This is a genomic window from Hyphobacterium marinum, from assembly GCF_036330325.1.
Lineage (GTDB): Bacteria > Pseudomonadota > Alphaproteobacteria > Caulobacterales > Maricaulaceae > Hyphobacterium > Hyphobacterium marinum.
Genome location: NZ_JAZDRO010000001.1, coordinates 1,022,896 through 1,048,870, shown reverse-complemented (window position 1 = coordinate 1,048,870; position 25,975 = coordinate 1,022,896). Strand labels below are relative to the sequence as shown.

Below are 25,975 nucleotides of genomic sequence, written 5' to 3'. Positions count from 1 at the left end.
CACCGCTTCGCGGTCCCCCTCCCCCGTGAACGGGGGAGGAAACCGGTCAGCGTATTTGAAATCAGCCGATATGGGCTTTGTAGGCGGCCTCGTCCATCAGACCGTCGAGCTGGGACTTGTCGGCGATCTTCAGCCGCACGAACCAGCCGTCCGCGTCCGGGCTTTCATTGACGGTTTGCGGGGCATCTTCCAGCGCGTCGTTGACCGCGACCACCTCGCCCGCGATCGGGGCATAGACTTCCGATGCGGCTTTCACCGATTCCACGACCGCCATCTCGTCGCCGGCCGTGACCGACCTGCCCACGTCAGGGAGTTCGACAAAGACGACATCGCCGAGCTGTTCGGCGGCATAGGCGGTGACGCCGACGATGGCTTCATCGCCCTCGACGCGGATCCATTCATGGTCCTTGGTGAATTTCGTGGTCATGGGGTCTGTCTCCTCCCGAGATGGAAATTTGGGTCAGCCGCGATGATAGCGCTGGGCGACGAAGGGCATTTTCGCGGCTTTGGCCGGGCGGGCCTTGTCGCGAACGAGAATGTCGAATTCGGTGTCCGGTGCGGCGTGCTCAAGATCGACATAGGCCATGCCGACCGGTCCGCCGAAGCTGGGGCCAAAGCCACCGGACGTGACGACACCGATCGTTTTTCCGTCCTTGACGATTTCCGCGCCTTCGCGCGCAGGCGCACCGCTCATGGTAAAACCGATCCGCTTGCGGGCCGGTTTCTCGGCGAACATCGCCATCACGCGGTCCGCACCCGGGAAATCCTTGCGCTCGCGCCGCGACTTGGCGACGGCCCACATCAGCGTGGCTTCGACCGGCGTCTTCGTCGCGTCCATGTCGTGGCCATAGAGGCAGAGCCCGGCTTCCAGGCGCAGCGAGTCGCGCGCGCCGAGGCCGATGGGCTTCACCGCCGGGTGGTCGAGCAGGACGCGGGCAATGCGTTCCGCGTCTGCGGCCGGAATGGAAATCTCGAACCCGTCTTCACCGGTATAGCCGGAACGGGAGATCCAGACCTCCGCGCCTTCAAGCTCGAACACGCCGCACTGCATGAAGATCAGGTCATTGGCCTTGGGGAAAAGCTCGGCGGCGACATCCTTCGCTTTCGGCCCCTGTAGGGCGACAAGCGCGCGGTCGGAGATGACGCGCAGCTGCCCCTGTCCGGCGGTATTCTCGGCGATATGGGCGAAGTCGGCGTCCTTGGTCGCGGCATTCACCACCAGGAAAATGCCGTCATCGCCGAAGGGGCGCGACACCATCAGATCGTCGCGGATCCCGCCTTCCGCGTTGAGGAGGAGCGAGTATTTCTGCTCGTGCGGCTTTACCTCGCTGAGGTCGGCGGTGATCAGCGCTTCCAGCGCCGACTCCGAACCAGTGTAATGGGCCTGGCCCATGTGCGACACGTCGAACAGGCCCGCGCTTTCGCGCGTCCAGTTGTGTTCGGCCATGATGCCCTCGTACTGCAGAGGCATGTCGTAGCCGGCAAACGGTGTCATCTTCGCGCCGAGGGCGACGTGAAGGGCATGGAGCGGGGTCTTGAGCACGTCGGTCATGGCAATGGCGTCCTGGCAGTCAGCGATGGGGCAGCAAACGAGATGTTAGCCTCGCCTGCCCCCGCTGTCCTGTAACCTGAGAGATTCCGCGAAGGGGAGGCTTCGCTTGCTCCGTCGGTGGAATGGGTTTCCCCATCCGCTTTCCAGCGCTCATTGCCGTCCCGCGGTCCTGTTGCCTGAGCGTTTCCGGGGCGGTTGCGCCTTCGGCGCCGGCCTGTTCGCCGGTCTCTCCCGCGGGCCGGGATCTGTTAAAGGGTTTAATTCGAGCGGTGGAAGAGTCAATCGCGATGCGCCGAGCCTACATCCGCTCCGGTGCCTCGATCCCGATCAGCGAGAAAGCCAGTTCCAGCTGTTTTAAGGTCATCTCGGCAAGCGCCAGACGGGACGCTTTCACCGCCTCGTCCTTTTCCGGAAGGATCGGGCAGGCTCCGTAGAATTTCGAGAAGGCCTGCGCCAGCGTGAAGACGTGATCGCACAGCGCGTTCGGCGCGCGGCGCTCGTAGGCGTCCGTCACCGCCCGATCGAAGGCATCGAGCACCCGGATCAGCTCACGCTCCTCATTGGCTGACACCTGCACCGCGCCGGACGAGACGCCGGCTTCGGCGGCCTTGCGCATCAGGGATTTGATCCGCACCGCCGCGTAAAGCAGGTAAGGTCCGGTCTTGCCCTCAAAGCTCATGAATCGGTCGAGGTCGAAAATATAATCGGTCGCCCGGTCGTGGCTGAGGTCGGCGAACTTGATTGCGGCGAGGGCAACTTTGGACGCCACCGATTCCCGCTCGCTGGCGTCGCCCTCCTGGCCGAGCCCGGCCTCGTCCAGCCGCGCCCGTGCCTTGTCGGTCGCCATGCGCAAGAGGTCGGCGAGTTTCAGCACTCCGCCTTCGCGCGTCTTGAAGGGTTTGCCATCCCACCCGTTCATCGTGCCGTAGGCGATGTGTTCCAGCGCGCCCGGTTCGGCATAACCGGCGAGCAGTGCCGCGCGGAAGACCTTCTCGAAATGGTCGCTCTGGCGCTTGTCGACGACATAGAGCGTCAGATCGGGACCGGTATGGGCCTTGCGGTCGAGAATGGTGGCGAGATCGGTGGTTTCGTAAAGCGCGGCACCATCCGACTTCAACAGCAGGAAGGGCGGCAGCTCGCGCTTCTCGTCCTCGCGATTGACGTGGATGACCAGCGCCCCCTGGTCCTCGACCGCGACACCGCGCGATTTCAGGTCCGCGACCATGTCCGGAATCAGCGGGTCGACATCGGCCTCGCCCTTCCACAGGTCGAAGCGGACACCAAGCGCGTCGAAATCCTGCCTGAGTGCCTCCTTCGAAACCTCGAGGAAATGCCGCCACAGCGCGACATAGCCCGGTCGTCCCGACTGCAGGGCACGGGTCGCGGCACGGGCGGACTCAAGCCGGGCCTTGTCCTGTTTGCAGGCTGCCGAGGCCTGCGGGTAGAGCGTCTGGAGGTCATCCATCGTCACCGGCGATTTCGACGGGTATGGCCCTTCAAAATCGATGTCGAAATACGGCAGGTCCGGCATCACCAGTTCGACTTCGGTGATGAGCTGGCCCATCTGCAGACCCCAGTCGCCAAGATGCACGTCGCTGGTCACAGAGTCGCCGCGAAAGCGGAACAGACGCTGCAGGCAGTCCCCGATGATGGACGAGCGCAGATGGCCGACATGCATCGGCTTGGCGACGTTCGGGCCACCAAAGTCGATCATGATCTTGCGCGCGGTCTCGACCGTGCGGGCCCCGGTCCGGTCATCGCCGCCGAGTTCGCCTGCCCGGGCGTCATAGACCGCATCGCGCGGTGTCAGGTTGAGAAATCCCGGCCCGGCAATCTCGACCGCGGCCAGAAGCGGATCACCGCTCAGCTGGGCCGCCACATCTTCGGCCACGGCGCGCGGTGCCTTCCTGGCCAGCCGTGCCGCCGCCATTGCCCCGTTACACTGGTAAGGCGCGAGGTCGGGACGGTCGGACTCGATTGTCCGGCCCAGCTCGGGTGGCAGTCCCAAGGCCTCGAACGCCGCGCCAAGGCGCTGCGTCAGCTGTTCGGCGATTGCAGTCATGATCAGTTGGTTTCTGAACCGGCATTGGCGCGGAAACGCTGACCGGTGCGGTTCCAGGCCACCTGGTCAGGCGTCAGCTCGAAGCCGACGATGATCTCGAAATTATCCCCGGCAATGTCTTCATTGGCCCGCGGAATGGTGATCTGGTCGATGGTTTCCTGCAGGTAGACGCGGTCTTCACCCGGCGGGAAGCGCACCGTGATCGGGAAGGTCTCGCGGTGGATCACGACCGTGTCACGGCGCGTCACTGCCACGAAATAGCGGTAGGTATGCGTATCGCCCATCGCGGCCGGGCCGCGCCCGAACCCCATGTCGATTTCCAGATTGGCCAGGATCGGACGGTCCTCGTAATACCGGCAGAGCGAGCGAACGGCGAGCACCTCGCCGGTAAACGTCACGTCGGAAAACAGCGCCCCGCCTTCATAGGAGGCTTGCGAGGCGAACTCGACGGAGCGGTGCGCATCATAAAGCGACAGCGCGGACGGGCACGCACCGGGATTGTCCGGCACCTCCTCAAAAACGCGCTCGGCGACCTGGCATCCGGCAAGCGAGAAGGACATCAGAAGGAGGGCAATCGGCTGGCGCATGGACGAAGACCTGACATTGTGAAGGGATGGCGCACTTTCCGCGCGCCGGACGCTTTGTTAGAGGGGTCATACGACGCGCGCCGCGTAGCTGCAACGCCGCGCCCGCAGGAGATGTAGAATCGTGCCTTCCGGCAAGCCCCCCATCCGCCTGATTCTCGCCGCGCCGCGCGGTTTTTGCGCGGGCGTGGACCGCGCCATCCAGATTGTCGAACGCGCCATCGAGCGTTTCGGCGCGCCGGTCTATGTGCGTCACGAGATAGTCCACAACCGGCATGTCGTCCAACGCCTCGAGCGCTTGGGCGCGGTCTTCGTGGAATCACTGGACGAATGCCCGACCGACCGGCCCGTCGTGTTTTCCGCCCACGGCGTTCCCAAGCATGTTCCCGAAGAGGCCGCGCGGCGCGAGATGATCTATGTCGACGCGACCTGTCCGCTGGTCTCAAAAGTCCATGTCGAGGCCGAACGCCACTACAAGGCCGGCCGCGAGATCGTCCTGATCGGACATGCCGGCCACCCCGAAGTCATTGGCACAATGGGCCAGCTGCCCGAAGGTGCCATCGCCCTTGTTGAGACCGTCGAGGATGCGCGCAGCTTCACCCCGCGCGACCCGGCGAAACTGTCTTTCGTCACCCAGACCACGCTCTCGGTCGACGACACCGCCGAAATCGTCGGCGAGTTGCAGCGCCGCTTCCCCGAGATCGCCGCGCCGCACAAGGAAGACATCTGCTATGCGACGACCAACCGCCAGGCTGCGGTCAAGGCACTCGCGGCCGATTGCGACATCGTCCTGGTGATCGGCTCTGAGACCTCGTCGAATTCCAAGCGCCTTGTCGAGGTCGCGCTGCGTGCCGGTGCCGGCAAGGCCGCCCTGATCGAGGATTCACGCGCGATCGACTGGCGCGAACTGGACGGCGCGGCAACGGTCGGGATCACAGCTGGAGCATCCGCACCGGAAAGCCTCGTTGAAAACCTGATCGCGGCGTTTGAGGACCGCTTTGACCTCGCGGTTGAGGAATTGCGCGTCACTGACGAGAATGTCGTCTTCAAACTGCCGCGCCTTGTCGCCTGAACCGCGCAGCATACGCCACGACACCCGGGAGGCAGACCATGGCCGAGAACAAGACGCAGGCAACGGGCACGCCCGTCGCCGACTTTATCGCCAGTGTGGAACCGGCCCGGCGGCGAGATGAGGCCGCACAGTTGGTCACGCTCTTCGAGAAGACGACAGGCTGGACAGCCCGCATGTGGGGGCCGTCCATCATCGGCTTCGGGCAGTATCACTACAAATATGACAGCGGGCGGGAAGGCGACTCCCTGGCCACGGGCTTCTCGCCGCGCAAGGCGAAACTCGTCTTCTACATCATGCCGGGCTATTCCGATTATGGCCCGATCCTGGATCGCCTCGGCAAGCATTCGCTGGGTAAATCATGTCTCTACGTCAACAAGCTTGCGGATATCGATCTCGATGTCCTCGCCGAGCTGATCAAGGCCGGGGTAAAAGACCTCGGCGAGACTTACCCGGTGGGTCCGTCATGAGCCGATCTCCGCGGGACGTGGTCAGCCAGTGGGTCGATGCCTTCAATACCGGTGATGCCGATGCCGTGGCCGAGCTCTATGCCGACAACGCTGTCAACCACCAGGTCAATACCGACCCGGTGAAAGGGCGCGAGGCGATCCGCGACATGCTCGAAACAGAATTCGCCGGGGCGGACATGTTCTGCATCGTGGAGAACCTTTTCGAGGATTCCGACTGGGCGATTCTGGAATGGCGTGATCCCAAGGGTCTGCGCGGATGCGGCTTTTTCCAGGTCAGGGATGGGCTGATCGTGTTCCAGCGCGGCTATTGGGACCGCCTGACCTTCCTGAAGCAGCAAGGCCTGTCCGCTGAAGACGCCCTGCGAAAAGGGCTGGCCGGATGAGTGCGCGCGCACCGGCAGGACTGATCACGATCCACACGGACGGGGCCTGTTCGGGCAATCCCGGGCCGGGCGGCTGGGGCGCGATCCTCGAATGGAATGGTCACCGCAAGGAGTTGAAGGGCGGCGAGCTGGAAACCACCAACAACCGCATGGAGCTAATGGCCGCGATCCAGGCGCTGGAAGCGCTGAAAAAGGACGGGCGAACGGTCAAACTCGTGACCGACAGCGTCTATGTCCGCGATGGCGTCACCAGGTGGATTCACGGCTGGAAGCGCAATGGCTGGAAGACCGCCGCGAAGAAGCCGGTCAAGAATGACGATCTCTGGAAGCGGCTGGACGCCGTAGCGTCACGCCACAGCGTCGATTGGCATTGGGTCAAGGGCCATGCCGGTGACCCCGGCAATGAGCGCGCAGACGAACTCGCCCGTGAAGGCATCCAGCTGGTCTTGCCGGACGGCAAATGAAAGAGGCGGGCGTCTATCGGGAACGCCCGCCTCTGATTGCCCCGCAAACCGTCGTTTGCGACACAGTTCGTTATTAGACGGCTCCGGGCCGGGTCCGGTATCCCCCGTTTGGGTGATCCCTTGATTGATTTTTACTGAAAGCCGGAGGCCGCCATGAAGCGCCGTTTCGTCACGATGGACGTGTTCACCGACCAGGTCTTCGGCGGCAATCCGCTCGGCGTCGTATTCGACGCCCAGGGCCTGACAACGGCGCAGATGCAGGCCATCGCAGGCGAGTTCAACTATTCCGAGACAAGCTTTTTCCTACCGCCGGACAATTCGGAAAACGACGCCGTCCTGCGGATTTTCACCCCGGCACGCGAAGTCCCTTTCGCGGGCCACCCCAATATCGGCAGTGCCATTGCCGCGACACATCTGGGTGCGCTGTTTGATCGCCGCGTCGGCGAGACCCTGCGCTTCGAAGAAAAAGCCGGCCTGGTGCGTATCGATATCCGGCGGCCTGCAACTGGAACGATCGAGGCCGAATGCACCGCGCCCGAACCTTTCAGCACCGGAGAGCCGGTGGACATTGAAGCCGTCGCGCGCAGCACCGGACTGTCCGCCGCGGACATTCTGACATCTCGGCATGTGCCACTGACAGCGTCGGTCGGCCTGCCCTTCACCATCGCCGAAATTGCCTCGATGGACGCGCTGCGGCGCGCCGCTCCCGGTCCGGTCAAGGCCTTTCATGCCCTTCCGGCCCATGCCCACGATGTCATGATCTATGTGATGACCGGCGACGGCCACGCGGCGGCCCGCATGTTCGGCCCGCTTGATGGCGTACCGGAGGATCCGGCCACGGGTAGCGCCTGTGCGGCCCTGATGGGTCTGACCGCCTCGCTTGATCAACGCTCCGATGGCGAGATCAGCCTTGAGATTGCCCAGGGCGTCGAGATGGGCCGTCCAAGCCGCATTCTGGCCAGGGCCAGCAAATCCGGCGGAAAGGTCGCAGAGGTCCGGATCGCCGGTTCGGCTGTGACCGTCTTCGAGGGCACGTTCGAGCTTTGACCCGGACCGGCCGGAGCAGGCTCCGGCCGGTTGGCGACTCCCCTCCCCTGGTCCTCAATTTCTATTCGGTATCAGCCGGGGTTTCAGCGGCGACGGCCACCGCTTCCGCTGAAACCGGCTCGGTCTGCGGCGGCTGGGAGTCAGCCAGCGCCTGAGCCGCGGCTTCCTGGCGCAGGACGTCGTCGCACATCCGGCCCTCGTAAAGCCCGTTGAGGTAGTACCAGCGGCGTTCGGCGACCTGCTGGCGGGCCTCCTCTTCTTCCCGGCGAGCACGGGCCGCACGGCCAAGCAGTCCGCCAACTGCACCAATCCCCGGTACGGCACGGCCAATGCCTGAATGGATCGCGCCCTGCATGGCCAGGCCCGTCGCGGTGTTGATCGCTTGTTCGCTGGAGAACACACCGCCTTCAGGCGCGCCGCCGAGAATTTCGGTGGCTTCAGTCGCGGCAACAATGATTTCCGAGCAGGACATCGCGGAATCACCCAGCAGGATGACCTGGCTTTGCTGGGCCATGGCGGAACCGTTCCCCGCTGCAATCACGGCGGCAATGGCAATCTGTTTGAACATGGACGTCTCTCCCTTCGTCAGACCGGCGCGCCGCCGGCAAATACCCTCGTCACGGGTCTGGATAGGAAAACGCCGCCATGGTCCGCCATCCCCGGTTCAGGGGAGGCGGCCTCCTCCAACCTAGAGCTTGCGTCTTCTGGCAAGGTATGTTTATTTATTTCCATTATTACGGAAATACGAAATCATGACAGCACCGCACCAGATTTTCGCTGCCCTCGCCGATCCGGCCCGGATCGCCATCCTTGATGCGTTACTGGCCGATGGCGCTCAGACTGCGGGAACGCTGGCCCGTGGCCTGTCACTGACCCCGCCCACGGCCTCGCGCCATTTCGGCGAACTGGAACGCGTTGGCCTGATCGAACGGAAAGCCGTCGCGCAGCAGCGCATCATCAGCTTGAAGCCTGACGCCATCCTGGCAGTCCGGCGCTGGCTGGACCGCCATGAACGCTTCTGGACTGAAAGCCTCGATCGCCTCGACGCCGTCCTGAAGGAGGATACCAAAGGAGACCCACGCCATGACGACTGACACCCTTCTCCGGCTGGAAAGAGACTTCGATACGCCCCGCGAACGGGTCTTTGATGCCTGGCTGGACCCAAACATCTTCCCGCGCTGGTTCGGCCCGCAGAGCGTTCGTATCGCGGATTTCGGCATCGATGCCCGTCAGGGCGGGGACTGGCACGCCGTCATGGAGAATGGGGAAGGACAGCGCTATCACGTCAGCGGTATTTATCACGAAATCGCCCGGCCGGACCGGCTGGTGTTCACCTGGGCCTGGCACAATGACGGCATTCGCGGGGAAGAGAGCGTGGTCCACCTGACCTTCGAGGACACGGGGAACGGCACGCGGCTCATTGTCGAGCATCACGGCCTCGTCGGAGAGGACGCCGTCAATCACAATGAGGGTTGGGACAGCTCGCTCGCCAGCCTTGCTGAAGAACTGGGTCAGGTCCGCTGATGAGGTCCGCTATCGCTCTTGCCGCAACGGCCCTGCTGTCTGCCGCCGCTGGCGCACAAACCGGTCACGACGTCTCGGCCTGGCTCATGGACGAGGGTTACGAGCTGGCCCTGGCCCGCAGCGCGGCACCCGAAGCGGTCACGACAGAAGCCAGCTATTACGTGTTGCGCGAAGGCGGATACGAGCAGGTCAGTGAAGGCACAAACGGGTTTGCCTGCCTGGTTCAGCGCAGCTTCGGCGCGCCCTTCGAAGGCTCACCGGCGACATTCTCCAACCCCGACGTCATCGCCCCGGTCTGTTTCAATGCCGAGGGCACGCGAACGGTCATGCGCGAGCATTTTCTGCGTGCCGAGCTGTTCATGGCGGGAGAGAACCGGGACGCCATCGAAGCCGCGGTCGTCGCCGCCGTCGCTTCGGGCGACATACCGCTGCCTGCCCCGTTCGCGATCAGCTACATGATGTCGGACGCGATGTATCTCGGACCGGGCCTCGGCGGCTTCCATGTCCACCTGATGCTCTATGCGCCTTATATCGAGAATGCCGATTTTGGCGGCCATGCCCTGTTCGGACACGATCCCTACGTGTTTGAGGGAGCAGGCGGCGTGTTCGCGCTTGCAACCATCGCCCTGCCCCATGACCGGATCCTGCCCGACCATCCCGGCTACACGCCGCGCGCGCAGCCGGGCCGTCACTAGGCTTCGGAGGCCAGCACCAGCGTGGTGCCGTCGACCGCGCGGACCGTCGCCCGGTCACCCGGATTGATGTCTGCGCCGTCTTCGGTCCGGGCCGTCCATTCGGTGTCGCCATGGCGCACCCGGCCCTTTCCGCCGGAGAAAGCCCCGACGACCGTTACCCGTTCGCCGACCAGATAGGTGGCCCGCGTGTTGAGACCGGATTCGCTTCCCGATTTCAGACGCGGTTTGACGAAGCGGTCGCCGATATAGAGCAGCGCCACCGAGACGACCGAAAACACCAGGAGCTGGATCGGCCAGTCGATGCCGATAAAGGGCAGGGTCAGCAGTCCGGTGATCAGGGCCGCAGCGGCCGGCCAGAGCAGATAGGTCGTGCCGGTGATCAGCTCCCCGATCAGCAGCACACCGGCCAGACCGAGCCACCACCAGATATTCAGTCCCTGCAGGAATTCGATTACCAGGTCCATACATCGCCCTCCGCTATTCGGCCGGGGGCACGGAGGTCCGCGCCCGGGCCGCGTCACCGGCGGCATCACGCGCCGCCTTGGCCAGCTCGCCAACCCCCATCACCGTGGAGACGATGTTGGAGAATTCGGCCGGAATGATCACCGTCTTCTGCTGATCGCTCTCGGCCAGCTTGGCGAAGGCTTCGACATATTTCTGGCCGAGGAAGTAGTTGACCGCGTTGAGGTCGCCTTCGGCGATGGATTTCGACACCATTTCGGTGGCTTTCGCTTCGGCTTCGGCGAGGCGTTCGCGGGCCTCGGCGTCGCGGAAAGCGGCTTCACGCCGGCCTTCGGCTTCCAGGATCTGGGATTGTTTTTCACCTTCGGCCCGCAGGATTTCGGACTGCTTCTGGCCTTCGGCTTCCAGGATTTCGGCACGCTTCAGGCGCTCGGCTTTCATCTGACGGGCCATCGCTTCGGTGATGTCCGGCGGCGGTGATAGGTCGCGGATTTCGATCCGGGTCACTTTCACGCCCCAGGGATTGGTCGCCGCGTCGATGACCGAAAGCAGGCGGGCGTTGATGTCGTCGCGGTTCGACAGCACCTGGTCGAGGTCCATCGAGCCGACCACGGTCCGCACATTCGTCATGGCGAGGTTGACGATGGAGAAATCGAGATTGTCGACTTCATAGGCCGCGCGGGCCGCTTCCATCACCTGGATGAAGACGACGGCGTCCACCGACACCATCGCGTTGTCCTTGGTGATGACCTCCTGCTTGGGCACGTCCAGCACGCGCTCGCGCATGTTGATCTTGTACCGGACCTTGTCGAAGAAGGGCACGATGAAGTGGAGGCCTGGCCCCATCTTGCGCGTGAAGCGGCCGAAGCGCTCCAGCGTGTATTCCATACTCTGCGGAACCACCTTGATGGTCGACGTCACCAGCACCAGCGCCAGGATGACGACGACACCGATAAAGATCAGCGTACCCATTCTACCTTCCCTCCCTGCTCGCTGGCGCTAGAGCTGCGACAGCATATGCTCGGCGGTCGAGACCCGGAAATCACCCGGTTGTTCGACATTGAGCTGTTTGACGACCCCGTCCTCGATCAGCATGGAATAGCGCTGCGAGCGCGTGCCCATGCCGAAGCCGGACCCGTCCATGGTCAGGCCCACGGCCTTGGCGAAATCGCCATTGCCATCAGCCAGCATCATCACGTCCTCACCTGCGCCCTGGTCTTTGCCCCAGGCCCCCATGACGAAGACGTCGTTGACCGAGGTGCAGGCAATGGCGTCGACACCCTTGGCTTTCAGTTCATCGGCCTTCTGGACGAAGCCCGGCAGGTGTTTGGCTGAACAGGTTGGCGTGAACGCCCCCGGAACGGCGAACAGCGCCACCGTTTTGCCGGCAAAGGCGTCAGCCGTTGAAACCTGAGACGGGCCGTCAGCCGTCATGATGCCGAATGTCGCTTCGGGAAGGCGGTCGCCTACGGAAATGCTCATGTCGAAATCGCTCCTGATTCTCGGTTCGAAGGTGATTACACTCTTTTGTAGGACACGAAGGAAGCGGGAACCCGACTGGACCTGTCCCCATATCGGCGCAATGATACGGGGCCGAGGCTGGAAGGCGGCAAATTCAAAATGGCAAGCGGGTCTTATCTGAAAGGCAAAATCCTGATCGCCAGTCCGGCGATCGGTGATCCGCGCTTTGACCGCGCGGTGATCTTTGTCTGCGATCACAGCGACGAACACGCCATGGGCATCACGCTGAACAAGCCGGTGCGCGATCTGCGCCTGCCGACCCTGTTCAAACAGCTCGGCATCGAAGGCTCGATCCGTGTCCCCGACCGTCCGGTCCTTGATGGCGGACCGGTCGACCGGGATCGCGGATTCGTGCTGCATACCCGCGAATTCGGGGCTGATGAGGCGACCCTGCCCGTCGGGGATGACCTCGCCCTGACCGCCACCAAGGAGATCCTGGCCGCCATGGCCTCCGAAGAGGCGCCGCGCCGTGCGGTCCTGGCTCTGGGGTATGCAGGCTGGGGCGCGGGCCAACTCGATGACGAGCTTCAGGCCAATGCCTGGCTTGTTGCGGAACCGGACGAAGCGCTGATCTTCGATGATGCGTTCGAAGACAAATGGGCGCTCGCCCTGCGCACGCTCGGCGTAGATCCCAAACGCCTGTCAGCGGTTTCCGGTCACGCCTGACACGTTAGACCGGCGGACCGAACCGCCCGTCCAGCCCGTTCGACGATAGGACCGCGGCAGCAGCCTCATCGACCGCTCCCGCATAGCGAAACCCTTGCGCGTAATCGCACCCCATATCGGCCAGCCGCGCCGCCGTTTCTGCATCCTCGACGCCCTCGGCCACGACGGTCATGCCGAAATGGCGAGCCAGCTGGAGTACGGATTCGACGACTTTCGACGCGCTCTCGGCGGCCGCGAGTGCCCGCACGAAATACCGGTCGATCTTGACCGTATCGAAGTTGAACCGGTCCAGCCGCGACAGCGAGGAATACCCCGTCCCGAAATCATCAAGCGCTATCGAGATGCCCGCCGCCTTCAGGTCGCGAATGACCGCCTCGGCCTCCTCGGGCTGACGCATCAACTCGGTCTCGGCAATCTCCAGCTTGTAGGCTCCAGCCCGCAGACCCGGTGCCGTCACATCGGCAATCAGCGTGTCGGCAAACCCGTCTGACAACAGCTCGCTGACCGTGGCATTCGCCGCCACGAAGAGCGGCGCGTGCGGATTGGCGGCGCGCCAGGCCGCGAGATCGCGCGCCGCATTGCTGCGCACCTGCCGCCCGATCCGGTCGAGCAGATCGAGTTCGTCGGCAAGGCCGAGGAAATCATCGGGCCCCACAATGCCAATTCCCGGTCGGTCCCAGCGCGCCAGCGCCTCGAACCCGGCAAGCCGGCCCGTCTCCAGCGCGATGATCGGTTGGTAATGCGCGACGATCTCGCCCGCACAGACCCCGTCATTGAGTTCACCCTCGGCCGCGACGCGTCCTCGCGCGCCGGTATCGGTCGCCCCGGCCGGCGTCATCAGGCCGCGCATCACCCCGTCACTTCCCCGTTCGCCGATCAGCCGGGCATAGCGGACATGCCCGTCCCCGGCGACCAGGCGCAGGCGGGAATCGATCCGGTCGCTGCCAAGCGCACGTTCCAGCCGCTCGCGATCGACTGGAGCCACACCATCGAGAAAGTCGAAAAAGGCGTAGCTATCCGCACCGAGGTCAAACAGGCCCGGATCGCCGGCAAAGGAAATCGCTTCGAAATCGGCGGTGAAGGTCAGCGCGCGGGCCGCCGCGACCGCCTTTTCCGCGGGCCCGGTCACGGACGCGCGTCCGAGCTGAGCAGCGCGAATTTCTCGTGGTCATGCCACTCGCCGGCGATCTTGAGATATTTCCGCGCGATCCCTTCAGGCTGAAAGCCGAGCCCGGTCAGCAGCGTCTTGGACGGATCATTTTCCGGCCGGCAGGCGGCCTCGATCCGGTGCAGCCCGACTTCGTCAAAGGCGAAGCCGACTATCAGGCGCACCGCCTCGCGCGCGAAACCGCGCCGCAGATAAGGGGTGCCGATCCAGTAGCCGATATCGGCGGCCTGCAGGACGCCGCGCCGGACGTTGTTGAGGTTGCAGGCACCGAGGAAAACATGGTCCTTCCGCCGGAAGACGAAGAAGGGATAGCCGCTGCCTTCGTGCCAGGCGGTTTCATAGCTGCGGATTCGCTTGCGATAGGAAGACCGGGTCAGCTCGTCTGCTGACCAGGCCGGTTCCCAGGGCGAGGTGTGATTGCGGCTCGCCGAGCGCAGCTTGGCCCAGGCGTCGTAATCGTCGCCCAACGGCGCACGCATGGTGATCAGCCGGCTGGTGAGTTCAACGGGAACGGTTTCCTCACGCCACAGCGCCATAGTGCCTCGATCGTTCGGTTCCATCACCCGGCATCGCGGGCCGGGGGAATGACATTACCTGCAAACGGCTAACGCCGGGTGAAGCCCAGCCGCCCCCGGGTGACATGGAAGGCGATATAGACGCCCAAAAGCGTGATCGCGAAACCGAACCAGGTCAGCGCATAGCCCAGATGCCGAGAGGGCGGGGTCTGGGCCAGATGCGGGGGAAGTCCGGACGGGCGGGCGGTGAGCCACATCAGATCGGAAACGGCCGGCAAGCCCAGCGCCGCGGCCATCTCTGTCGCGTCATAGTGGTGAAAGGTACCAGATGCCGGGTCATTGTCGGCATCAAACATCCCGCGCGCGGGAGCCGCCTCAAGGGTCAGCGGGCCGTCCAGCATTGTCCGGCTCCCGTCAAGAGCAACAAATCCGGATTCGACCAGCAGGGCAGGCCCCGTATCAGCCCCTGCGCAGTCCGGAACAGCCACGGCGCTGAACAGCCGCCATCCGGCGACATCCGCGCCATCGCGTCCAAAGAAACGAAGTTCGACGTCGACGGGCAGGTCGGGGCGCGCAATGCGCTGTCCATAGAGGACGGTATCGCCGCATAGCGCGTCTTCGATAGAGACCGGAGCAACGTCGCTGGCTGCTTCGAAGGCAGCGATCGCATCTGCCTTCTCGTCCATGCGGGAGAGTTGCCACAGGCCCAGCCAGACCAGCAGCGCAAGCGCAACAAGGGTCAGAAAGGATAGAAGCGGAAGGGGCCGGAAGACCATCCCCCGGCTCTAGATCCGGTCCTCGAACCGGGCCTCCTCGGCCTTGTGTTTGACCTGCAGCGCAAACAGCATGCCCTTGAACGGACGCAGCAGAGCCAGACAGACCACCAGTGTCAGCGGCAGCCACAGCAGAGCATGCACCCAGACTGGCGGCTGGTAGGCGACCTCGACGAACAGCGCCGGCAGCACGACGACGAATCCGGCGACGAACATCACGAAGACGGCGGCACCATCCCCGATATCGGCCACGCTATAGTCGAAGCCGCAAGCGTCGCAGGACGGTGCGATTCTCAGGAATCCGGCAAACATGTCACCCTCGCCGCAGGAGGGGCAACGCCCGCGCAATCCTGCGGCGATGGCCGAGGGGCCCGACATGTTATTCGAAGACGACGTAGACGAAGGTGAAGAGGAAGAGCCACACCACGTCAACGAAGTGCCAGTACCAGGCGGCCGCTTCGAGACCGAAATGCTTCTTCGGCGTGAAATGACCGGCCAGCAGGCGGAACAGGCAGACCGCCAGGAACAGCGTCCCGATAATGACGTGCGCCCCGTGGAAGCCCGTCGCCATGAAGAAGCTCGCGCCATAGAGGTTTCCAGAGAAGCCGAAATGGGCGTGGCTGTATTCGTAAACCTGCAGCGCAGTGAAGCCGAGACCGAGAAGGACGGTGATCAGCAGGCCCCAGGTCGCGCCGCGGCGGTCGCCATGCTGAAGCGCGTGGTGCGCCCAGGTGACCGTCGTGCCCGACAGCAGCAGGACCAGCGTGTTCATCAGCGGAATGTGCCAAGGGTCGAATGTCTCGGTGACATGACCCGTCGTCGGGTCAACCACCGGCCACTGGTCCCAGCCTTCCAGCAGGCGGACATCGTGGAAGATCGCGCCTTCGAAGAAGATCCAGAACCAGGCCACGAAGAACATGACTTCGGACGCGATGAAGAGGATCATGCCATAGCGCAGGCCGATATCGACGACCGGGGTGTGGTCGCCCGCGCGGCTTTCCTTGATCACGTCCGACCACCAGCCGAACATGGTGTAGAGCACACCCAGGAAGCCAAGGCCCATCAGCCAGGGCGCGCCTTCATGCATGAAGAAATAGGCCCAGTGCTCGGGGTCGGAGACCAGACCCTTCATGAAGATGATCGCGCCGAAGGCCAGCACGAATCCGAAGAAGGACCCGACGACCGGCCACGGGCTCGGATCTACAAGGTGGTAGTCATGCTTTACGGCGTGCCCAGCCATGCGCGCGTCTCCTGCGATTCCCCAAATGCGAGGCAGTTTTCATGCCCCTGATACCCGGCGCGGCGCGCCGGATCAATCTTATGGCGCGGCGTCGCGGCCAACTGCCGCGCCAGCCACTTCAGCTTGCGATTCAAAGAAGGTGTAGGACAGCGTGATCGTGGTCACGTCGTCATACCGGCTTTCGGCGTCCATCTCCGCATCAACGAAGAAGAGCACCGGCATTTCAATGCTTTCACCCGGCTGCAGCGTCTGCTCGGTAAAGCAGAAGCATTCCAGCTTGGAAAAGAACGGGGCCGCCTTGTAGGGCGTGACATTGTACGTCGCCGTCCCGGTAATCGCGCGGTCGGAATTGTTGGTCGCGCGATAATAGGCAATCGCCGTTTCACCCAGGCGCACGGTCATCGAGCGCTGCACGGGCTCGAACGTCCAGGGAAACCCGTTTTCACGGCTGGCATCGAAACGGACCTCGACCGTGCGGTCGAGAATGCGCGTCTCGTCGTTGTACTGGGCGACCTGGGTCGTCCCGCCATAACCGGTGACGCGGCAGAACAGGTTGTAGAGCGGCACCGACGCATAGGCCGCGCCCACCATGGCCACGGCCACACTGGCACAGATCGCCAGAACGCGCGTGTTGCGGTTTTCCGGCAGCCACTTCATCCCGCCGCGCCCCCGGTATTCTGGTAGAGGCGGATGGCGGTGATGGTGAAGATTAGAACGGCAAAGGCGACGAGCCCTAGCGCGATCATCTTGTTGCGGCGATCGCGCGCCTTCTCGAACGCGCGGCGGGCCTGTTCTTCGGGCGTGAGGTCCGGTGTCGTCTTGCTGGCGTCCTGCACGGTTGGCTCACTCATGATGCACCCCCGAAGCCAAGCGCGACGTGTGCGCCAAGACCATGCTCGGCGATCAGCGCGGCGAACAGGAGGGCGAGATAGCCAATGGAATAGGCGAAAAGATCGCGGGCATGACGGTCGCCCTTGCGGACCGCATAGAGCGCGCCCTCTTCAGCGGAACCGGCCTCACCCGCTTTCGACTGCCAGACACGGACGGCCATGATCAGGAAGAGCGCGCCGCCGCCGACCGAAGCCACGGCGTAAAGCGCGCCGCCCAGCCCGGTGAAGACCGGGGCCACGGCGAAGGGCACGAGGATCAGCGAGTAGATCAGGATTTCCAGTCGCGTGCGCGCTGCGCCCTTGGCGACCGGCATCATCGGCACGCCGGCATCGGCATAGTCGCCCGACTTGTAGAGCGCCAGCGCCCAGGAATGGGGCGGCGTCCACAAAAAGATAATGGCAAAGAGGATGACCGCATCGAGCGACACCGACCCGGTCGCGGCGGCCCAGCCGATCATCGGCGGGAAGGCCCCGGCGGCACCGCCAATGACGATGTTCTGAGGCGTGCGGCGCTTCAGCCCCATCGTGTAGATGACGGCGTAGAAGAAGATCGAGAACGCCAGCAGGCCCGCTGCGACATAGTTCGCGCTGAGCGCCATCAGGATAACCGACAGAGCGGCACCGACGATGCCGAACCCATAGGCATCCGACACGCTGACCTTGCCTTGCGGGACCGGACGCTTGCGGGTCCGGCGCATGCGCGCGTCGATGTCCGCGTCATAGGCCATGTTGAGCGCGCCGGCCGCCCCGGCCCCCAGCGCCAGCGCGAAAATGGCGATGGCAGCCATAACCGGGTGGATGCTCCCCGGCGCGGCGACATAGCCCGCAAAGGCCGTGAACACGACAAGCGTCATCACCCGCGGCTTCATCAGCGCGAGATAGTCACCCCATTCGGCGGGGGCCGCCGTCACGGCGTCAGCCGGGGCAGATGAGACGGGCGTGGTCATACGTTTCTGGCGTTATGGCGAACACAGCCCGGCGGATCACTCCGCCGGGCCGGTCCCTAGTGCGAATCCGGCTTGATCTTCGGCAGCTCGGAGAACTGGTGGAAAGGCGGCGGCGAGGACAGCGTCCACTCCAGCGTGGTCGCGCCTTCACCCCACGGGTTGGCGACGCCCGGACGGCGGCGCAGGAAGGTGTCGGCCAGCATCACGAAGAAGACCAGCGTCCCGACAGCCGTCACGACGTAGCCGATCGAGGACACCATGTTCCAGTAGGCGAACGCGTCCGGATAATCGACATAGCGGCGCGGCATGCCGTTCAACCCGAGGAAGTGCTGCGGGAAGAAGATCAGGTTCACGCCAACGAAGGTGATCCAGAAGTGGGCCTGTCCGAGGAATTCGGAATACTTGTACCCGCTCATCTTCTCGAGCCAGTAGTAGAAGCCCGCGAAGATCGAGAAGATCGCGCCCAGCGACAGCACATAGTGGAAGTGCGCCACCACGTAATAGGTGTCGTGCAGCGACTGGTCGACGCCGGCATTGGCCAGCACCACACCGGTCACGCCACCAACGGTGAACAGGAAGATGAAGCCGACCGCCCAGACCATGGGTGTCTTGAACGAGATCGACCCGCCCCACATCGTCGCGATCCACGAGAAAATCTTGATGCCGGTCGGCACCGCGATGATCATCGTCGCGGCCACGAAATAGGCCTTCAGGTCAACAGCCATGCCGACCGTGTACATGTGGTGCGCCCACACGATGAAGCCGATGAAGCCGATCGCCACCATGGCATAGGCCATGCCGAGATAGCCGAAGACCGGCTTTCTCGAGAAGGTCGACACGATATGGCTGATCATGCCGAAGCCCGGCAGGATCATGATGTAGACTTCCGGGTGACCGAAGAACCAGAACAGGTGCTGGAACATCACCGGGTCGCCGCCGCCGGCCGGGTCGAAGAAGGTCGTCCCGAAATTCCGGTCGGTCAGCAGCATGGTGATCGCGCCCGCAAGGACCGGCAGCGAGAGCAGCAGCAGGAAGGCGGTCACAAGGATCGACCAGGCGAAGAGCGGCATCTTGTGCAGCGTCATGCCCGGTGCGCGCATGTTGAAGATGGTGGTGATGAAGTTGATCGCACCGAGGATCGACGACGCACCGGCGAGGTGCAGCGACAGGATGGCGAAATCCATCGCCGGTCCGGGGTGGCCGCTGGTCGACAGCGGTGGATAGATCACCCAGCCGCCGCCAAACCCGTTGCCCGAGCCATTACCCGGCACGAACATCGAAATCAGCAGAAGCGCGAAGGCCGCCGGCAGCAGCCAGAACGAGATGTTGTTCATCCGCGGGAAGGCCATGTCCGGCGCACCGATCATCAGCGGAACGAACCAGTTGCCGAAACCGCCGATCATCGCCGGCATGACAACGAAGAACACCATGATCAGGCCGTGGCCGGTCACGAACACATTGTACATGTGCTCATTGCCGATCTGACCGCCAAAGAGTTGCAGGCCCGGCTCGGCCAGCTCCATCCGGATGAAGCCGGACAGGGTGAAACCGATGATGCCCGCCACGATGGCGAACACCAGGTACATCGTACCGATATCCTTGTGGTTGGTGGAAAACAGCCAGCGGGCCGGATTCCAGAGGCTCGGCTTGTGGTCTTCCGCGTGCGCAGCAGCGTCACTCATGTCTCGTCTCCTCAGCGCGCAGCAAGGCGCGTCTCGCGCCGGTCGGTTTCAAATTGCGCCAACAGCGCGTTGGCAGCATCCGGATCTTCGGCAGCCGCCGCAGCCCAGGCATCGAACTCGGCTTGCGACACGACGCGAACCTCGATCGGCATGAAGGCGTGGCGCAGCCCGCAAAGCTCGGAACATTGCCCGTAATAGGTGCCTTCCTCATCGGCGCGGAACCAGGTCTCGTTCAGACGGCCCGGGATCGCATCCATCTTGATACCGAAGGAGGGCATCGCCCAGTTGTGGATCACGTCAGCGGCGGTCACCTGCATGCGCACGGTCGCGCCAACCGGAACCACCAGCGGATAGTCGACCGACAACAGGCGGAGCTGTCCGGCCGCAGTGTCGATTTCCTCGTCCGGGACCATGCTGGAGAAATACTCGCCAATCCCCAGGTCCGCATACTCATAGCCCCAATACCACTGATAGCCGGTCGCCTTGATGGTAAAGGAGGGAGCAGCGATCACTTCGCCATTCACTTCCCGTACGCCATCGGGGATGACGTCCTGGGCGTAGAGCAGGCGGAAGGACGGCACGGCGATCACAACGAGGATCAGCACGGGCACCGCCGTCCACAGCACTTCCAGCAACGTGTTGTGGCTGGTCGTTGACGGGGTCGGGTTGGCCGAAGCGCGGTACCGGATGATGACCCAGATCAGCAGCGCCAGAACGAACAACGTGATCACCGTGATGATGATCACAAGCAGATTGTGGAAACTGGTCGTCTGCTCCATCACTGGTGTGACGGCACGCTGGAACCCGAGGGCTCCTTCGGACGGCCGCCCTGCCTGGGCAAAGGCACCCGTGGCCAGAACGATCCAGCTTGTGACAAATGCGGTCAAGAAACGCATGGCTTCCCCAAAGCTTTGGCGATTTTGCGGCGAGGCCCCCTCACCGGTCGCGGCGGAATATAGAGCCGCCTGCCGCCCCTGTCAGGCCGCATGCAGCGCTTTTTTGTCGCATACGGCTTTCGCCTGCGAATGTCGATGGAATCTCTGCGAAAACAGACAGTGTTTCGCATGACCGGGCGAGTCTGCTATGCTTGGCGGATCAACATAATTGCGGGGAGGCAATCATGTTCAGACTGATCGCTTTTTCGACGGCAGCCCTGCTGCTGGTTTCCGGCGAGGCGGCGGCGCAGATGACGTTTATCGGACGGGAGCCGGCCGCGGTTTGCTATGAATCCGCGCTGGTTGCGCGCGGCGACCGCGAATCGCAACGCGTCTGCACACTGGCCATCGAGGACCAGTTCATGACCAGCGAGGCGCGTGCCCGCACCCATGTCAATCGCGGAGTTGTCCGGATCGCGGCGCGCGACTTTGAAAGCGCCCTGCGCGATTTCGAGTCGGCCAGCCGGCTGGCACCCGGCCTTGCCGCGGACATTGCGGCCAATCGCGCCGCGGCCCTCATCCACCTCGGACGCCACCGGGAAGCCCTGACCGAAGCGAACTACGCGATCGAGCACAATGCCCGGGCCCGGGCTTCGGCGCTGTTCAATCGGGGCGTGGCGCTGGAAGAACTCGGTGACATGCGCGGCGCATATGCCAGCTACCGCCAGGCGGCCGAAGCACGGCCCGGCTGGTCCCTGCCGCGCGAGGCCCTGACCCGGTTCCAGGTGATGGAACTGACCTGAGCGCACGCGCTCGCACATAAACTCAAATTCGCGTGACAGGCCGGACGGTGTGCCGTGATCGTGCTATGGTGAAGCTCCAGTCGGGACAGGCCAGGCCGCCCGATCACCGAGCGGCCACCCGTCCCCAACCGGGAGGGTCACGCATGATTTTCCGGATTTCCGCAGCCTTGCTTGCGGCCACATCACTGGCGGGTGCGGCAAGCGCCCAATCCACCATCGTTGTCGGCGACAGCGCCGCGGCCAGTTGCTACCAGCATGCCGTCAACCAACGGTCCGATCGCATGGCGCTGTCTGCGTGCGATACGGCGCTCGACTCCATGACGACGCGGCGGTCTGACCGGCCCAAGACATTCGTCAACAGGGCGGTCATCTACCTGCATATGGGTCGGGCGGAGATGGCGTTGAGCGACTTGGAAGCCGCCGCGCGCCTCGATTTCGATGCGCCAGAACTCTACCTCAACTACTCGGCTGCCTACATCCGGTTGAGCCGGTTCAACGAAGCAGTCACGGCGGCCACGCGCGCGATAAACGGCGAATACCACGCCCTGCACCAGGCCTATTACAATCGCGCGGTCGCGTACGAAAACCTGGGCAATGTCGCTGCGGCCTACCGTGATCTCCAGACCGCGTCGGAACTGGCTCCCGATTGGCCGCTGCCGCAGCGCGAGCTGGAACGCTACCAGATACGTCCGGCCAGCTGATCCGGAGCGTCACTGATCAGAACGGGTCGCGCCCGGTCGCCGGGCACGCTATGTGACGGTATCGCAGAACCATCACAGGCAGGCCTGATGACCACCGACCCGTTCGAGCCGTTCGACTTCGACCGCGACGCGGCGTGCAAGCTGATCTCTGACCCGCTGACCGGCGGTGATGATGGCGAACTCTATCTCGAGCACGGCGTCTCGGAGTCGCTGGCTTTCGATGACGGCCGGTTGAAATCGGCCAGTTTTGACGCCGTGCGCGGGTTTGGCCTCCGGTGCGTGTCGGGCGAATCCTCGGCCTATGCCCATTCCACCGACCCCAGCCCGGAAGCCTTGGCGCGGGCCGGGGAAACCGCTGCGGCCGCCAAGCGCGGCACCAGCGGGACATTCGCGGACGCACCCGCCAACACCAATCGCCGCCTTTATGACTCGCTCGATCCGGTCGCCTCGCCGGGCTTCGAGGCCAAATCGGCCCTGCTCGCGGAGATCGATGCCTATGTCCGGGCCCGCGACCCGCGCGTCGTTCAGGTCAGCGCTTCCATTGCCGGTTCGCGCCGGGTGATCGGCATCTTGCGTCCCGATGGGGATCTGAAGACCGACGACCGGCCGCTCGTCCGGGTGAATGTCTCGGTGACGGTCGAAAAGGACGGCCGCCGCGAGAGCGGCTCGGCCGGCGCGGGCGGACGCGATGCGTTCACCGCCTGGATCCAGCCCGATGCCTGGAAAGGTCTGGCCGACGAGGCCCTGCGCGTTGCGCTCGTCAATCTCGACGCCGTTGATGTGAAGGCCGGCGAGATGGATGTTGTCCTGGGGCCCGGCTGGCCCGCCGTCCTGTTGCACGAAGCGGTCGGCCATGGGCTGGAAGGCGATTTCAACCGCAAGGGCTCTTCGGCCTTTTCCGGCCGCATGGGCGAACGCGTCGCCGCGCCCGGCGTCACCGTCATCGACGACGGGACAATGGACAAGCGCCGTGGTTCGCTGACCATCGACGACGAAGGTACGCCAACCGAGCGCACCGTTCTGATCGAGGACGGCTATCTGACCGGCTATATGCAGGACCGGATGAATGCGCGGCTGATGGGGGTGAAGCCGACCGGAAACGGGCGGCGCGAATCTTTTGCCCACGCACCGATGCCGCGCATGACCAATACCTGCATGCTGGGCGGCAATGACGATCCGGCTGAAATCCTCGCCAGCCTGAAAGACGGTCTCTATGCGGTCAATTTTGGCGGCGGACAGGTCGACATCACGTCGGGTAAGTTCGTCTTCCAGTGCACCGAGGCCTATCGTGTCCGGGACGGAAAAATCGCGGAACCGGTCAAGGGCGCGACCCTGATCGGGGATGGTCCCTCCGCCCTCACCCGCGTCACCATGATCGGCAATGACTTCGAGATGGACCCCGGTGTCGGCGTCTGCGGCAAGGCCGGACAGGGCGTGCCCGTGGGCGTCGGACAACCGACCCTGAAGATCGGTGGACTGACGGTCGGCGGGGCCGGTTGACCGCCTGACAAACTACCTTACGTCCTTTTAATTCAATATTACGCCGGTTTAATCCCGCAGCGGCTTCTAATGTATTAGTAGTTAGATCCGCCATAGGGGAAGGGGCGGGCGCACAAACAAGGATCGCGCCGATGCGAGGGATTTTTTGCGGCACGTGTGCCGCAGCCGCCATGTTGCTGGCGGCTGGAACAGCCTGTGCCCAGGAGACCGAAGGCACCGATCAGTCCGCTGCTGAGCTTGTAACCGAAAGCGGCGCAATTGTTGGGTATGCCCCCGGCTTCTTTATTGCCTTTTCGCCCGTCACGGCGCTGGACATGGTCAGCCGCGTGCCGGGCTTCTCGCTCTCCAGCGGTGACACGGGCCGGCGCGGCCTGGGCGATTCCTTTGGCAATCTGCTCGTCAATGGCGAGCGTCCGTCCAACAAATCGATTTCGCTGCAAACCGTGCTCCAGCGCATTCCGGTCGCCGATGTGGAACGCATTGAGCTCGTGCGCGAAGCCGACGGCACGTATGACATGCGCGGCCACTCCCGGCTGGTGAATGTCGTTCTGCGTGAGGGAGCCGGCAATTCCGGGTCGTGGCGCGGGCGGCTGAATTACTGGAATGGCTCGAACCGCTATACGCCGGAAGGGGAAATCTCCTATTCCACCCACTGGGGAGACACCGAGGTCACGTTCGGTCTGTCGAACGAGTATCGCGGCCCGCGCATGCAACGCCGCCACTCGTTACGTGACGGCACCGGGAATTTGCTGGAGACCGGCCAGGCGAGCGACCAGCGCACGTATTGGGAATTCAATCCCAGCTTTTCCTTCAATATGCCGCTGGGCGAGAATACCAGCCTGCGACTGGATTCCCGGGGCTGGTTCTGGCAGTGGAACCGCCAGCAGGCTTTCAGTTTTCAGGCACCCGACCCGACCGGAAACCTCGTCCCGTCACGCTATGAGCATTCCGATACGAGCAATTATGGTCGCGGCATCACCGGCACGCTGACCCTCGCACACGAATTCGGAAATGGCGTGGAATCGGAAACGGTCCTCCTCGTGAGACGGGAGCAATGGGAAGACGGCCCCGAGCCCTACCGGGTCTTCAGCCCGGCCGGTTTCCTTGGCGGCTCGATCTTTGAAGCCGAAGGCCGGTACCAGGAAACCGTTCTGCGCCAGAGCCTGTCCTTTGATCCGTCCGACAATCACGCGCTGGAAGTCGGCGTCGAAGGGGCTTTCAACGCCCGTGATTCCTTCCTGCGCCTTGATTTCATCCCGGCCGCAACGCCTTTCGTTGACGATACGCTGGTCGAGGAAAGCCGCGCGGAAATCTTCGGCAACCATGTCTGGACGATCAATGACCGGTTCAGCCTGGAAAGCGGGTTGCGCTATGAATTTTCCGAAATTTCGCAGAGCGGCGGCACGACGCGAGAGCGGACCTTCTCCTATCCCAAGCCATCGGTCACCTTGAGCTGGACGCCGAGCGACGACACGCGCTGGCGCTTCTCGCTGGAACGCGATGTCGATCAGCTCGATTTCTCGAAATTCGCCAGTTCGATCAATGTCACCGACAACAACACCATTCTGGGCAATCCGAACTACGTCCCGCAACGGACCTGGACGATCGAGGCCGAATGGCAACGCAGCTTCGACAACGATGCCTCGTGGACGATCCGCGTCGGTCACGAATGGATCCAGGACCTCGATGATTTCATCCCGATTGTCACGCCCAATGGCGTTTTCGATGCGCCGGGCAATGTCGGCGACGGCACCAATTTTCGCGTGACGACGGAATGGTCCACGCCGCTGGACGGGATCGGCTTGTCGAATGCGGTGCTGACCGGCTTCGTGGAATGGTACAATACCAATGTCACCGACCCGCTGACCGGCATGGACAGGCATTTCTCCCACACGCGGGAATGGGAAGTCCGTTTCGACTACCGCCAGACCTTCCCCGAGCATGACCTTGCCTGGGGCTGGGACTATTACTGGCTGAGCGATGGAGCCGTTTTCCGGTCACAGGAACTACGCCACTACGGGTTCACCGACGGCGATCTCGACGTCTATGTCGAGACCACCCGCTGGGAAGGCATCACCGCCCGGCTCGGGGTCAACCAGCTGATCAATAACGGTGAGGACCGGGAACGCATCTTCTACAACGGATCGCGGGCCACCGGCGGCGTAACCGGTATCGAGAACCAGAATGCGAGCTTCGGCCCCGAATTCTACGTCGAGCTGCGCGGCACATTCTGACGGCGCTTGCGGTGCGGGCGGGCACGATCCAGGGCATCCCCCCTTGCCCCGCCGCCCGCACCGTCTCCATCACGAATGCGCGATTATGACACGCCCAGCCTTCGCGGTCGGGACTGGAACGCGCTAGGCTGACGGTCCGAGGAGACCG

The 25,975-nt window shown here is 63.6% G+C and carries 31 protein-coding genes and 1 riboswitch; of the genes, 13 read left to right on the top strand and 18 right to left on the bottom strand.

Annotation, left to right across the window (positions count from 1 at the left end; all coding sequences use genetic code 11):
• Positions 1-61: 61 nt before the first annotated feature.
• From gcvH to V0U35_RS04990, 4 genes are all read right to left on the bottom strand, one after another.
• A complete protein-coding gene (gcvH, locus tag V0U35_RS05005) occupies positions 62-427 on the bottom strand; it encodes a glycine cleavage system protein GcvH (RefSeq protein WP_330195560.1) in 366 nt (121 codons plus the stop codon).
• 33 nt (positions 428-460) lie between these two features.
• Entirely contained in the window at positions 461-1,558 is a 1,098-nt protein-coding gene (gene gcvT, locus V0U35_RS05000) for a glycine cleavage system aminomethyltransferase GcvT (RefSeq protein WP_373696373.1), read from the bottom strand.
• 148 nt (positions 1,559-1,706) lie between these two features.
• Positions 1,707-1,796, bottom strand: a riboswitch (glycine riboswitch).
• Between the two features lie 54 nt (positions 1,797-1,850).
• Entirely contained in the window at positions 1,851-3,614 is a 1,764-nt protein-coding gene (gene argS, locus V0U35_RS04995) for an arginine--tRNA ligase (protein WP_330195558.1), read from the bottom strand.
• A gap of 2 nt (positions 3,615-3,616) precedes the next feature.
• Positions 3,617-4,201 carry a hypothetical protein gene (locus V0U35_RS04990; RefSeq protein WP_330195557.1) on the bottom strand — a complete coding sequence of 195 codons (585 nt, stop codon included), beginning with the start codon at positions 4,199-4,201 and terminating at the stop codon, positions 3,617-3,619.
• 121 nt (positions 4,202-4,322) lie between these two features.
• Between V0U35_RS04990 and ispH the strand changes: the two genes are divergently transcribed.
• From ispH to V0U35_RS04965, 5 genes are all read left to right on the top strand, one after another.
• On the top strand, positions 4,323-5,270 hold the full coding sequence (gene ispH, locus V0U35_RS04985; RefSeq protein ID WP_373696350.1) for a 4-hydroxy-3-methylbut-2-enyl diphosphate reductase: 948 nt from the start codon (positions 4,323-4,325) through the stop codon (positions 5,268-5,270).
• Positions 5,271-5,308: 38 nt separating this feature from the next.
• Positions 5,309-5,737, top strand: coding sequence for a DUF1801 domain-containing protein (locus V0U35_RS04980; protein WP_330195556.1), 429 nt, complete (start codon positions 5,309-5,311; stop codon positions 5,735-5,737).
• Entirely contained in the window at positions 5,734-6,120 is a 387-nt protein-coding gene (locus V0U35_RS04975; RefSeq protein ID WP_330195555.1) for a nuclear transport factor 2 family protein, read from the top strand. Before V0U35_RS04980 ends, V0U35_RS04975 begins: the two co-directional genes overlap by 4 nt.
• Entirely contained in the window at positions 6,117-6,584 is a 468-nt protein-coding gene (rnhA, locus tag V0U35_RS04970; RefSeq protein WP_330195554.1) for a ribonuclease HI, read from the top strand. Before V0U35_RS04975 ends, rnhA begins: the two co-directional genes overlap by 4 nt.
• Positions 6,585-6,737: 153 nt before the next feature.
• Positions 6,738-7,631 carry a PhzF family phenazine biosynthesis protein gene (locus V0U35_RS04965; RefSeq protein WP_330195553.1) on the top strand — a complete coding sequence of 298 codons (894 nt, stop codon included), beginning with the start codon at positions 6,738-6,740 and terminating at the stop codon, positions 7,629-7,631.
• A 61-nt stretch (positions 7,632-7,692) separates the two neighbouring features.
• On the opposite strand, the gene V0U35_RS04960 is transcribed toward V0U35_RS04965, so the two are convergent.
• On the bottom strand, positions 7,693-8,199 hold the full coding sequence (locus tag V0U35_RS04960; protein ID WP_330195552.1) for a hypothetical protein: 507 nt from the start codon (positions 8,197-8,199) through the stop codon (positions 7,693-7,695).
• Between the two features lie 184 nt (positions 8,200-8,383).
• Between V0U35_RS04960 and V0U35_RS04955 the strand changes: the two genes are divergently transcribed.
• From V0U35_RS04955 to V0U35_RS04945, 3 genes are read left to right on the top strand one after another with little or no spacing between them, the layout of a single operon-like run.
• Positions 8,384-8,725, top strand: a complete 342-nt coding sequence (locus V0U35_RS04955; RefSeq protein ID WP_330195551.1) for an ArsR/SmtB family transcription factor — start codon at positions 8,384-8,386, stop codon at positions 8,723-8,725.
• On the top strand, positions 8,715-9,155 hold the full coding sequence (locus V0U35_RS04950) for an SRPBCC family protein (RefSeq protein WP_330195550.1): 441 nt from the start codon (positions 8,715-8,717) through the stop codon (positions 9,153-9,155). The genes V0U35_RS04955 and V0U35_RS04950 overlap by 11 nt, the downstream gene beginning before the upstream one ends.
• On the top strand, positions 9,155-9,850 hold the full coding sequence (locus V0U35_RS04945) for a hypothetical protein (protein WP_330195549.1): 696 nt from the start codon (positions 9,155-9,157) through the stop codon (positions 9,848-9,850). Before V0U35_RS04950 ends, V0U35_RS04945 begins: the two co-directional genes overlap by 1 nt.
• On the opposite strand, the gene V0U35_RS04940 is transcribed toward V0U35_RS04945, so the two are convergent.
• From V0U35_RS04940 to V0U35_RS04930, 3 genes are read right to left on the bottom strand one after another with little or no spacing between them, the layout of a single operon-like run.
• On the bottom strand, positions 9,847-10,314 hold the full coding sequence (locus V0U35_RS04940; RefSeq protein WP_330195548.1) for an NfeD family protein: 468 nt from the start codon (positions 10,312-10,314) through the stop codon (positions 9,847-9,849). The genes V0U35_RS04945 and V0U35_RS04940 overlap by 4 nt on opposite strands.
• 13 nt (positions 10,315-10,327) lie before the next feature.
• Positions 10,328-11,284, bottom strand: a complete 957-nt coding sequence (locus tag V0U35_RS04935) for an SPFH domain-containing protein (RefSeq protein ID WP_330195547.1) — start codon at positions 11,282-11,284, stop codon at positions 10,328-10,330.
• A 27-nt stretch (positions 11,285-11,311) separates the two neighbouring features.
• Positions 11,312-11,794, bottom strand: coding sequence for a peroxiredoxin (locus tag V0U35_RS04930; RefSeq protein WP_330195546.1), 483 nt, complete (start codon positions 11,792-11,794; stop codon positions 11,312-11,314).
• A 138-nt stretch (positions 11,795-11,932) separates the two neighbouring features.
• Between V0U35_RS04930 and V0U35_RS04925 the strand changes: the two genes are divergently transcribed.
• Positions 11,933-12,499, top strand: coding sequence for a YqgE/AlgH family protein (locus tag V0U35_RS04925; RefSeq protein WP_330195545.1), 567 nt, complete (start codon positions 11,933-11,935; stop codon positions 12,497-12,499).
• A 4-nt stretch (positions 12,500-12,503) separates the two neighbouring features.
• Here the strand turns inward: V0U35_RS04925 and V0U35_RS04920 are convergent, their stop codons facing one another.
• The 10 genes from V0U35_RS04920 to coxB form a co-directional block, all read right to left on the bottom strand.
• A complete protein-coding gene (locus V0U35_RS04920; protein WP_330195544.1) occupies positions 12,504-13,628 on the bottom strand; it encodes an EAL domain-containing protein in 1,125 nt (374 codons plus the stop codon).
• Positions 13,625-14,203 carry a GNAT family N-acetyltransferase gene (locus V0U35_RS04915; protein ID WP_330195543.1) on the bottom strand — a complete coding sequence of 193 codons (579 nt, stop codon included), beginning with the start codon at positions 14,201-14,203 and terminating at the stop codon, positions 13,625-13,627. Before V0U35_RS04915 ends, V0U35_RS04920 begins: the two co-directional genes overlap by 4 nt.
• A gap of 68 nt (positions 14,204-14,271) precedes the next feature.
• Positions 14,272-14,958 (bottom strand): SURF1 family protein, encoded by a 687-nt coding sequence (locus V0U35_RS04910; protein ID WP_330195542.1) that lies wholly within the window; start codon positions 14,956-14,958, stop codon positions 14,272-14,274.
• Positions 14,959-14,967: 9 nt separating this feature from the next.
• Positions 14,968-15,267, bottom strand: a complete 300-nt coding sequence (locus V0U35_RS04905) for a DUF983 domain-containing protein (protein WP_330195541.1) — start codon at positions 15,265-15,267, stop codon at positions 14,968-14,970.
• Positions 15,268-15,334: 67 nt separating this feature from the next.
• Positions 15,335-16,195, bottom strand: a complete 861-nt coding sequence (locus tag V0U35_RS04900; protein ID WP_330195540.1) for a cytochrome c oxidase subunit 3 — start codon at positions 16,193-16,195, stop codon at positions 15,335-15,337.
• Positions 16,196-16,273: 78 nt separating this feature from the next.
• Positions 16,274-16,852, bottom strand: coding sequence for a cytochrome c oxidase assembly protein (locus V0U35_RS04895; RefSeq protein ID WP_330195539.1), 579 nt, complete (start codon positions 16,850-16,852; stop codon positions 16,274-16,276).
• The gene (locus V0U35_RS04890; RefSeq protein WP_330195538.1) at positions 16,849-17,046 is read right to left on the bottom strand and encodes a hypothetical protein; all 198 of its coding nucleotides are present in this window, start codon (positions 17,044-17,046) and stop codon (positions 16,849-16,851) included. The genes V0U35_RS04895 and V0U35_RS04890 overlap by 4 nt, the downstream gene beginning before the upstream one ends.
• Positions 17,043-18,032 carry a heme o synthase gene (locus V0U35_RS04885; RefSeq protein ID WP_330195537.1) on the bottom strand — a complete coding sequence of 330 codons (990 nt, stop codon included), beginning with the start codon at positions 18,030-18,032 and terminating at the stop codon, positions 17,043-17,045. The genes V0U35_RS04890 and V0U35_RS04885 overlap by 4 nt, the downstream gene beginning before the upstream one ends.
• Positions 18,033-18,088: 56 nt before the next feature.
• Positions 18,089-19,714 (bottom strand): cytochrome c oxidase subunit I, encoded by a 1,626-nt coding sequence (ctaD, locus tag V0U35_RS04880; protein WP_330195536.1) that lies wholly within the window; start codon positions 19,712-19,714, stop codon positions 18,089-18,091.
• A gap of 11 nt (positions 19,715-19,725) precedes the next feature.
• Complete coding sequence (gene coxB, locus V0U35_RS04875) at positions 19,726-20,610, bottom strand: cytochrome c oxidase subunit II (RefSeq protein ID WP_330195535.1); 885 nt, start codon at positions 20,608-20,610, stop codon at positions 19,726-19,728.
• A gap of 224 nt (positions 20,611-20,834) precedes the next feature.
• Here coxB and V0U35_RS04870 point away from each other — a divergent pair, with 224 nt between their 5' ends.
• The 4 genes from V0U35_RS04870 (at position 20,835) to V0U35_RS04855 (ending at position 25,827) form a co-directional block, all read left to right on the top strand.
• Entirely contained in the window at positions 20,835-21,392 is a 558-nt protein-coding gene (locus V0U35_RS04870; protein ID WP_330195534.1) for a tetratricopeptide repeat protein, read from the top strand.
• A 143-nt stretch (positions 21,393-21,535) separates the two neighbouring features.
• On the top strand, positions 21,536-22,093 hold the full coding sequence (locus tag V0U35_RS04865; protein WP_330195533.1) for a tetratricopeptide repeat protein: 558 nt from the start codon (positions 21,536-21,538) through the stop codon (positions 22,091-22,093).
• 87 nt (positions 22,094-22,180) lie between these two features.
• The gene (tldD, locus tag V0U35_RS04860) at positions 22,181-23,593 is read left to right on the top strand and encodes a metalloprotease TldD (RefSeq protein ID WP_330195532.1); all 1,413 of its coding nucleotides are present in this window, start codon (positions 22,181-22,183) and stop codon (positions 23,591-23,593) included.
• 131 nt (positions 23,594-23,724) lie between these two features.
• On the top strand, positions 23,725-25,827 hold the full coding sequence (locus V0U35_RS04855) for a TonB-dependent receptor plug domain-containing protein (protein ID WP_330195531.1): 2,103 nt from the start codon (positions 23,725-23,727) through the stop codon (positions 25,825-25,827).
• Positions 25,828-25,975 lie beyond the last annotated feature (148 nt).

What these genes read in the sequence shown, in the direction of transcription:
- gcvH (WP_330195560.1), bottom strand. Translation starts at nt 427, where the DNA reads ATGACCACGAAATTCACCAAGGACCATGAATGGATCCGCGTCGAGGGC.
- argS (WP_330195558.1), bottom strand. Translation starts at nt 3,614, where the DNA reads ATGACTGCAATCGCCGAACAGCTGACGCAGCGCCTTGGCGCGGCGTTC.
- V0U35_RS04990 (WP_330195557.1), bottom strand. Translation starts at nt 4,201, where the DNA reads ATGCGCCAGCCGATTGCCCTCCTTCTGATGTCCTTCTCGCTTGCCGGA.
- V0U35_RS04980 (WP_330195556.1), top strand. Translation starts at nt 5,309, where the DNA reads ATGGCCGAGAACAAGACGCAGGCAACGGGCACGCCCGTCGCCGACTTT.
- V0U35_RS04975 (WP_330195555.1), top strand. Translation starts at nt 5,734, where the DNA reads ATGAGCCGATCTCCGCGGGACGTGGTCAGCCAGTGGGTCGATGCCTTC.
- rnhA (WP_330195554.1), top strand. Translation starts at nt 6,117, where the DNA reads ATGAGTGCGCGCGCACCGGCAGGACTGATCACGATCCACACGGACGGG.
- V0U35_RS04965 (WP_330195553.1), top strand. Translation starts at nt 6,738, where the DNA reads ATGAAGCGCCGTTTCGTCACGATGGACGTGTTCACCGACCAGGTCTTC.
- V0U35_RS04960 (WP_330195552.1), bottom strand. Translation starts at nt 8,199, where the DNA reads ATGTTCAAACAGATTGCCATTGCCGCCGTGATTGCAGCGGGGAACGGT.
- V0U35_RS04955 (WP_330195551.1), top strand. Translation starts at nt 8,384, where the DNA reads ATGACAGCACCGCACCAGATTTTCGCTGCCCTCGCCGATCCGGCCCGG.
- V0U35_RS04950 (WP_330195550.1), top strand. Translation starts at nt 8,715, where the DNA reads ATGACGACTGACACCCTTCTCCGGCTGGAAAGAGACTTCGATACGCCC.
- V0U35_RS04945 (WP_330195549.1), top strand. Translation starts at nt 9,155, where the DNA reads ATGAGGTCCGCTATCGCTCTTGCCGCAACGGCCCTGCTGTCTGCCGCC.
- V0U35_RS04940 (WP_330195548.1), bottom strand. Translation starts at nt 10,314, where the DNA reads ATGGACCTGGTAATCGAATTCCTGCAGGGACTGAATATCTGGTGGTGG.
- V0U35_RS04935 (WP_330195547.1), bottom strand. Translation starts at nt 11,284, where the DNA reads ATGGGTACGCTGATCTTTATCGGTGTCGTCGTCATCCTGGCGCTGGTG.
- V0U35_RS04930 (WP_330195546.1), bottom strand. Translation starts at nt 11,794, where the DNA reads ATGAGCATTTCCGTAGGCGACCGCCTTCCCGAAGCGACATTCGGCATC.
- V0U35_RS04925 (WP_330195545.1), top strand. Translation starts at nt 11,933, where the DNA reads ATGGCAAGCGGGTCTTATCTGAAAGGCAAAATCCTGATCGCCAGTCCG.
- V0U35_RS04915 (WP_330195543.1), bottom strand. Translation starts at nt 14,203, where the DNA reads ATGGCGCTGTGGCGTGAGGAAACCGTTCCCGTTGAACTCACCAGCCGG.
- V0U35_RS04910 (WP_330195542.1), bottom strand. Translation starts at nt 14,958, where the DNA reads ATGGTCTTCCGGCCCCTTCCGCTTCTATCCTTTCTGACCCTTGTTGCG.
- V0U35_RS04905 (WP_330195541.1), bottom strand. Translation starts at nt 15,267, where the DNA reads ATGTTTGCCGGATTCCTGAGAATCGCACCGTCCTGCGACGCTTGCGGC.
- V0U35_RS04900 (WP_330195540.1), bottom strand. Translation starts at nt 16,195, where the DNA reads ATGGCTGGGCACGCCGTAAAGCATGACTACCACCTTGTAGATCCGAGC.
- V0U35_RS04895 (WP_330195539.1), bottom strand. Translation starts at nt 16,852, where the DNA reads ATGAAGTGGCTGCCGGAAAACCGCAACACGCGCGTTCTGGCGATCTGT.
- V0U35_RS04890 (WP_330195538.1), bottom strand. Translation starts at nt 17,046, where the DNA reads ATGAGTGAGCCAACCGTGCAGGACGCCAGCAAGACGACACCGGACCTC.
- V0U35_RS04885 (WP_330195537.1), bottom strand. Translation starts at nt 18,032, where the DNA reads ATGACCACGCCCGTCTCATCTGCCCCGGCTGACGCCGTGACGGCGGCC.
- ctaD (WP_330195536.1), bottom strand. Translation starts at nt 19,714, where the DNA reads ATGAGTGACGCTGCTGCGCACGCGGAAGACCACAAGCCGAGCCTCTGG.
- coxB (WP_330195535.1), bottom strand. Translation starts at nt 20,610, where the DNA reads ATGCGTTTCTTGACCGCATTTGTCACAAGCTGGATCGTTCTGGCCACG.
- V0U35_RS04870 (WP_330195534.1), top strand. Translation starts at nt 20,835, where the DNA reads ATGTTCAGACTGATCGCTTTTTCGACGGCAGCCCTGCTGCTGGTTTCC.
- V0U35_RS04865 (WP_330195533.1), top strand. Translation starts at nt 21,536, where the DNA reads ATGATTTTCCGGATTTCCGCAGCCTTGCTTGCGGCCACATCACTGGCG.
- tldD (WP_330195532.1), top strand. Translation starts at nt 22,181, where the DNA reads ATGACCACCGACCCGTTCGAGCCGTTCGACTTCGACCGCGACGCGGCG.
- V0U35_RS04855 (WP_330195531.1), top strand. Translation starts at nt 23,725, where the DNA reads ATGCGAGGGATTTTTTGCGGCACGTGTGCCGCAGCCGCCATGTTGCTG.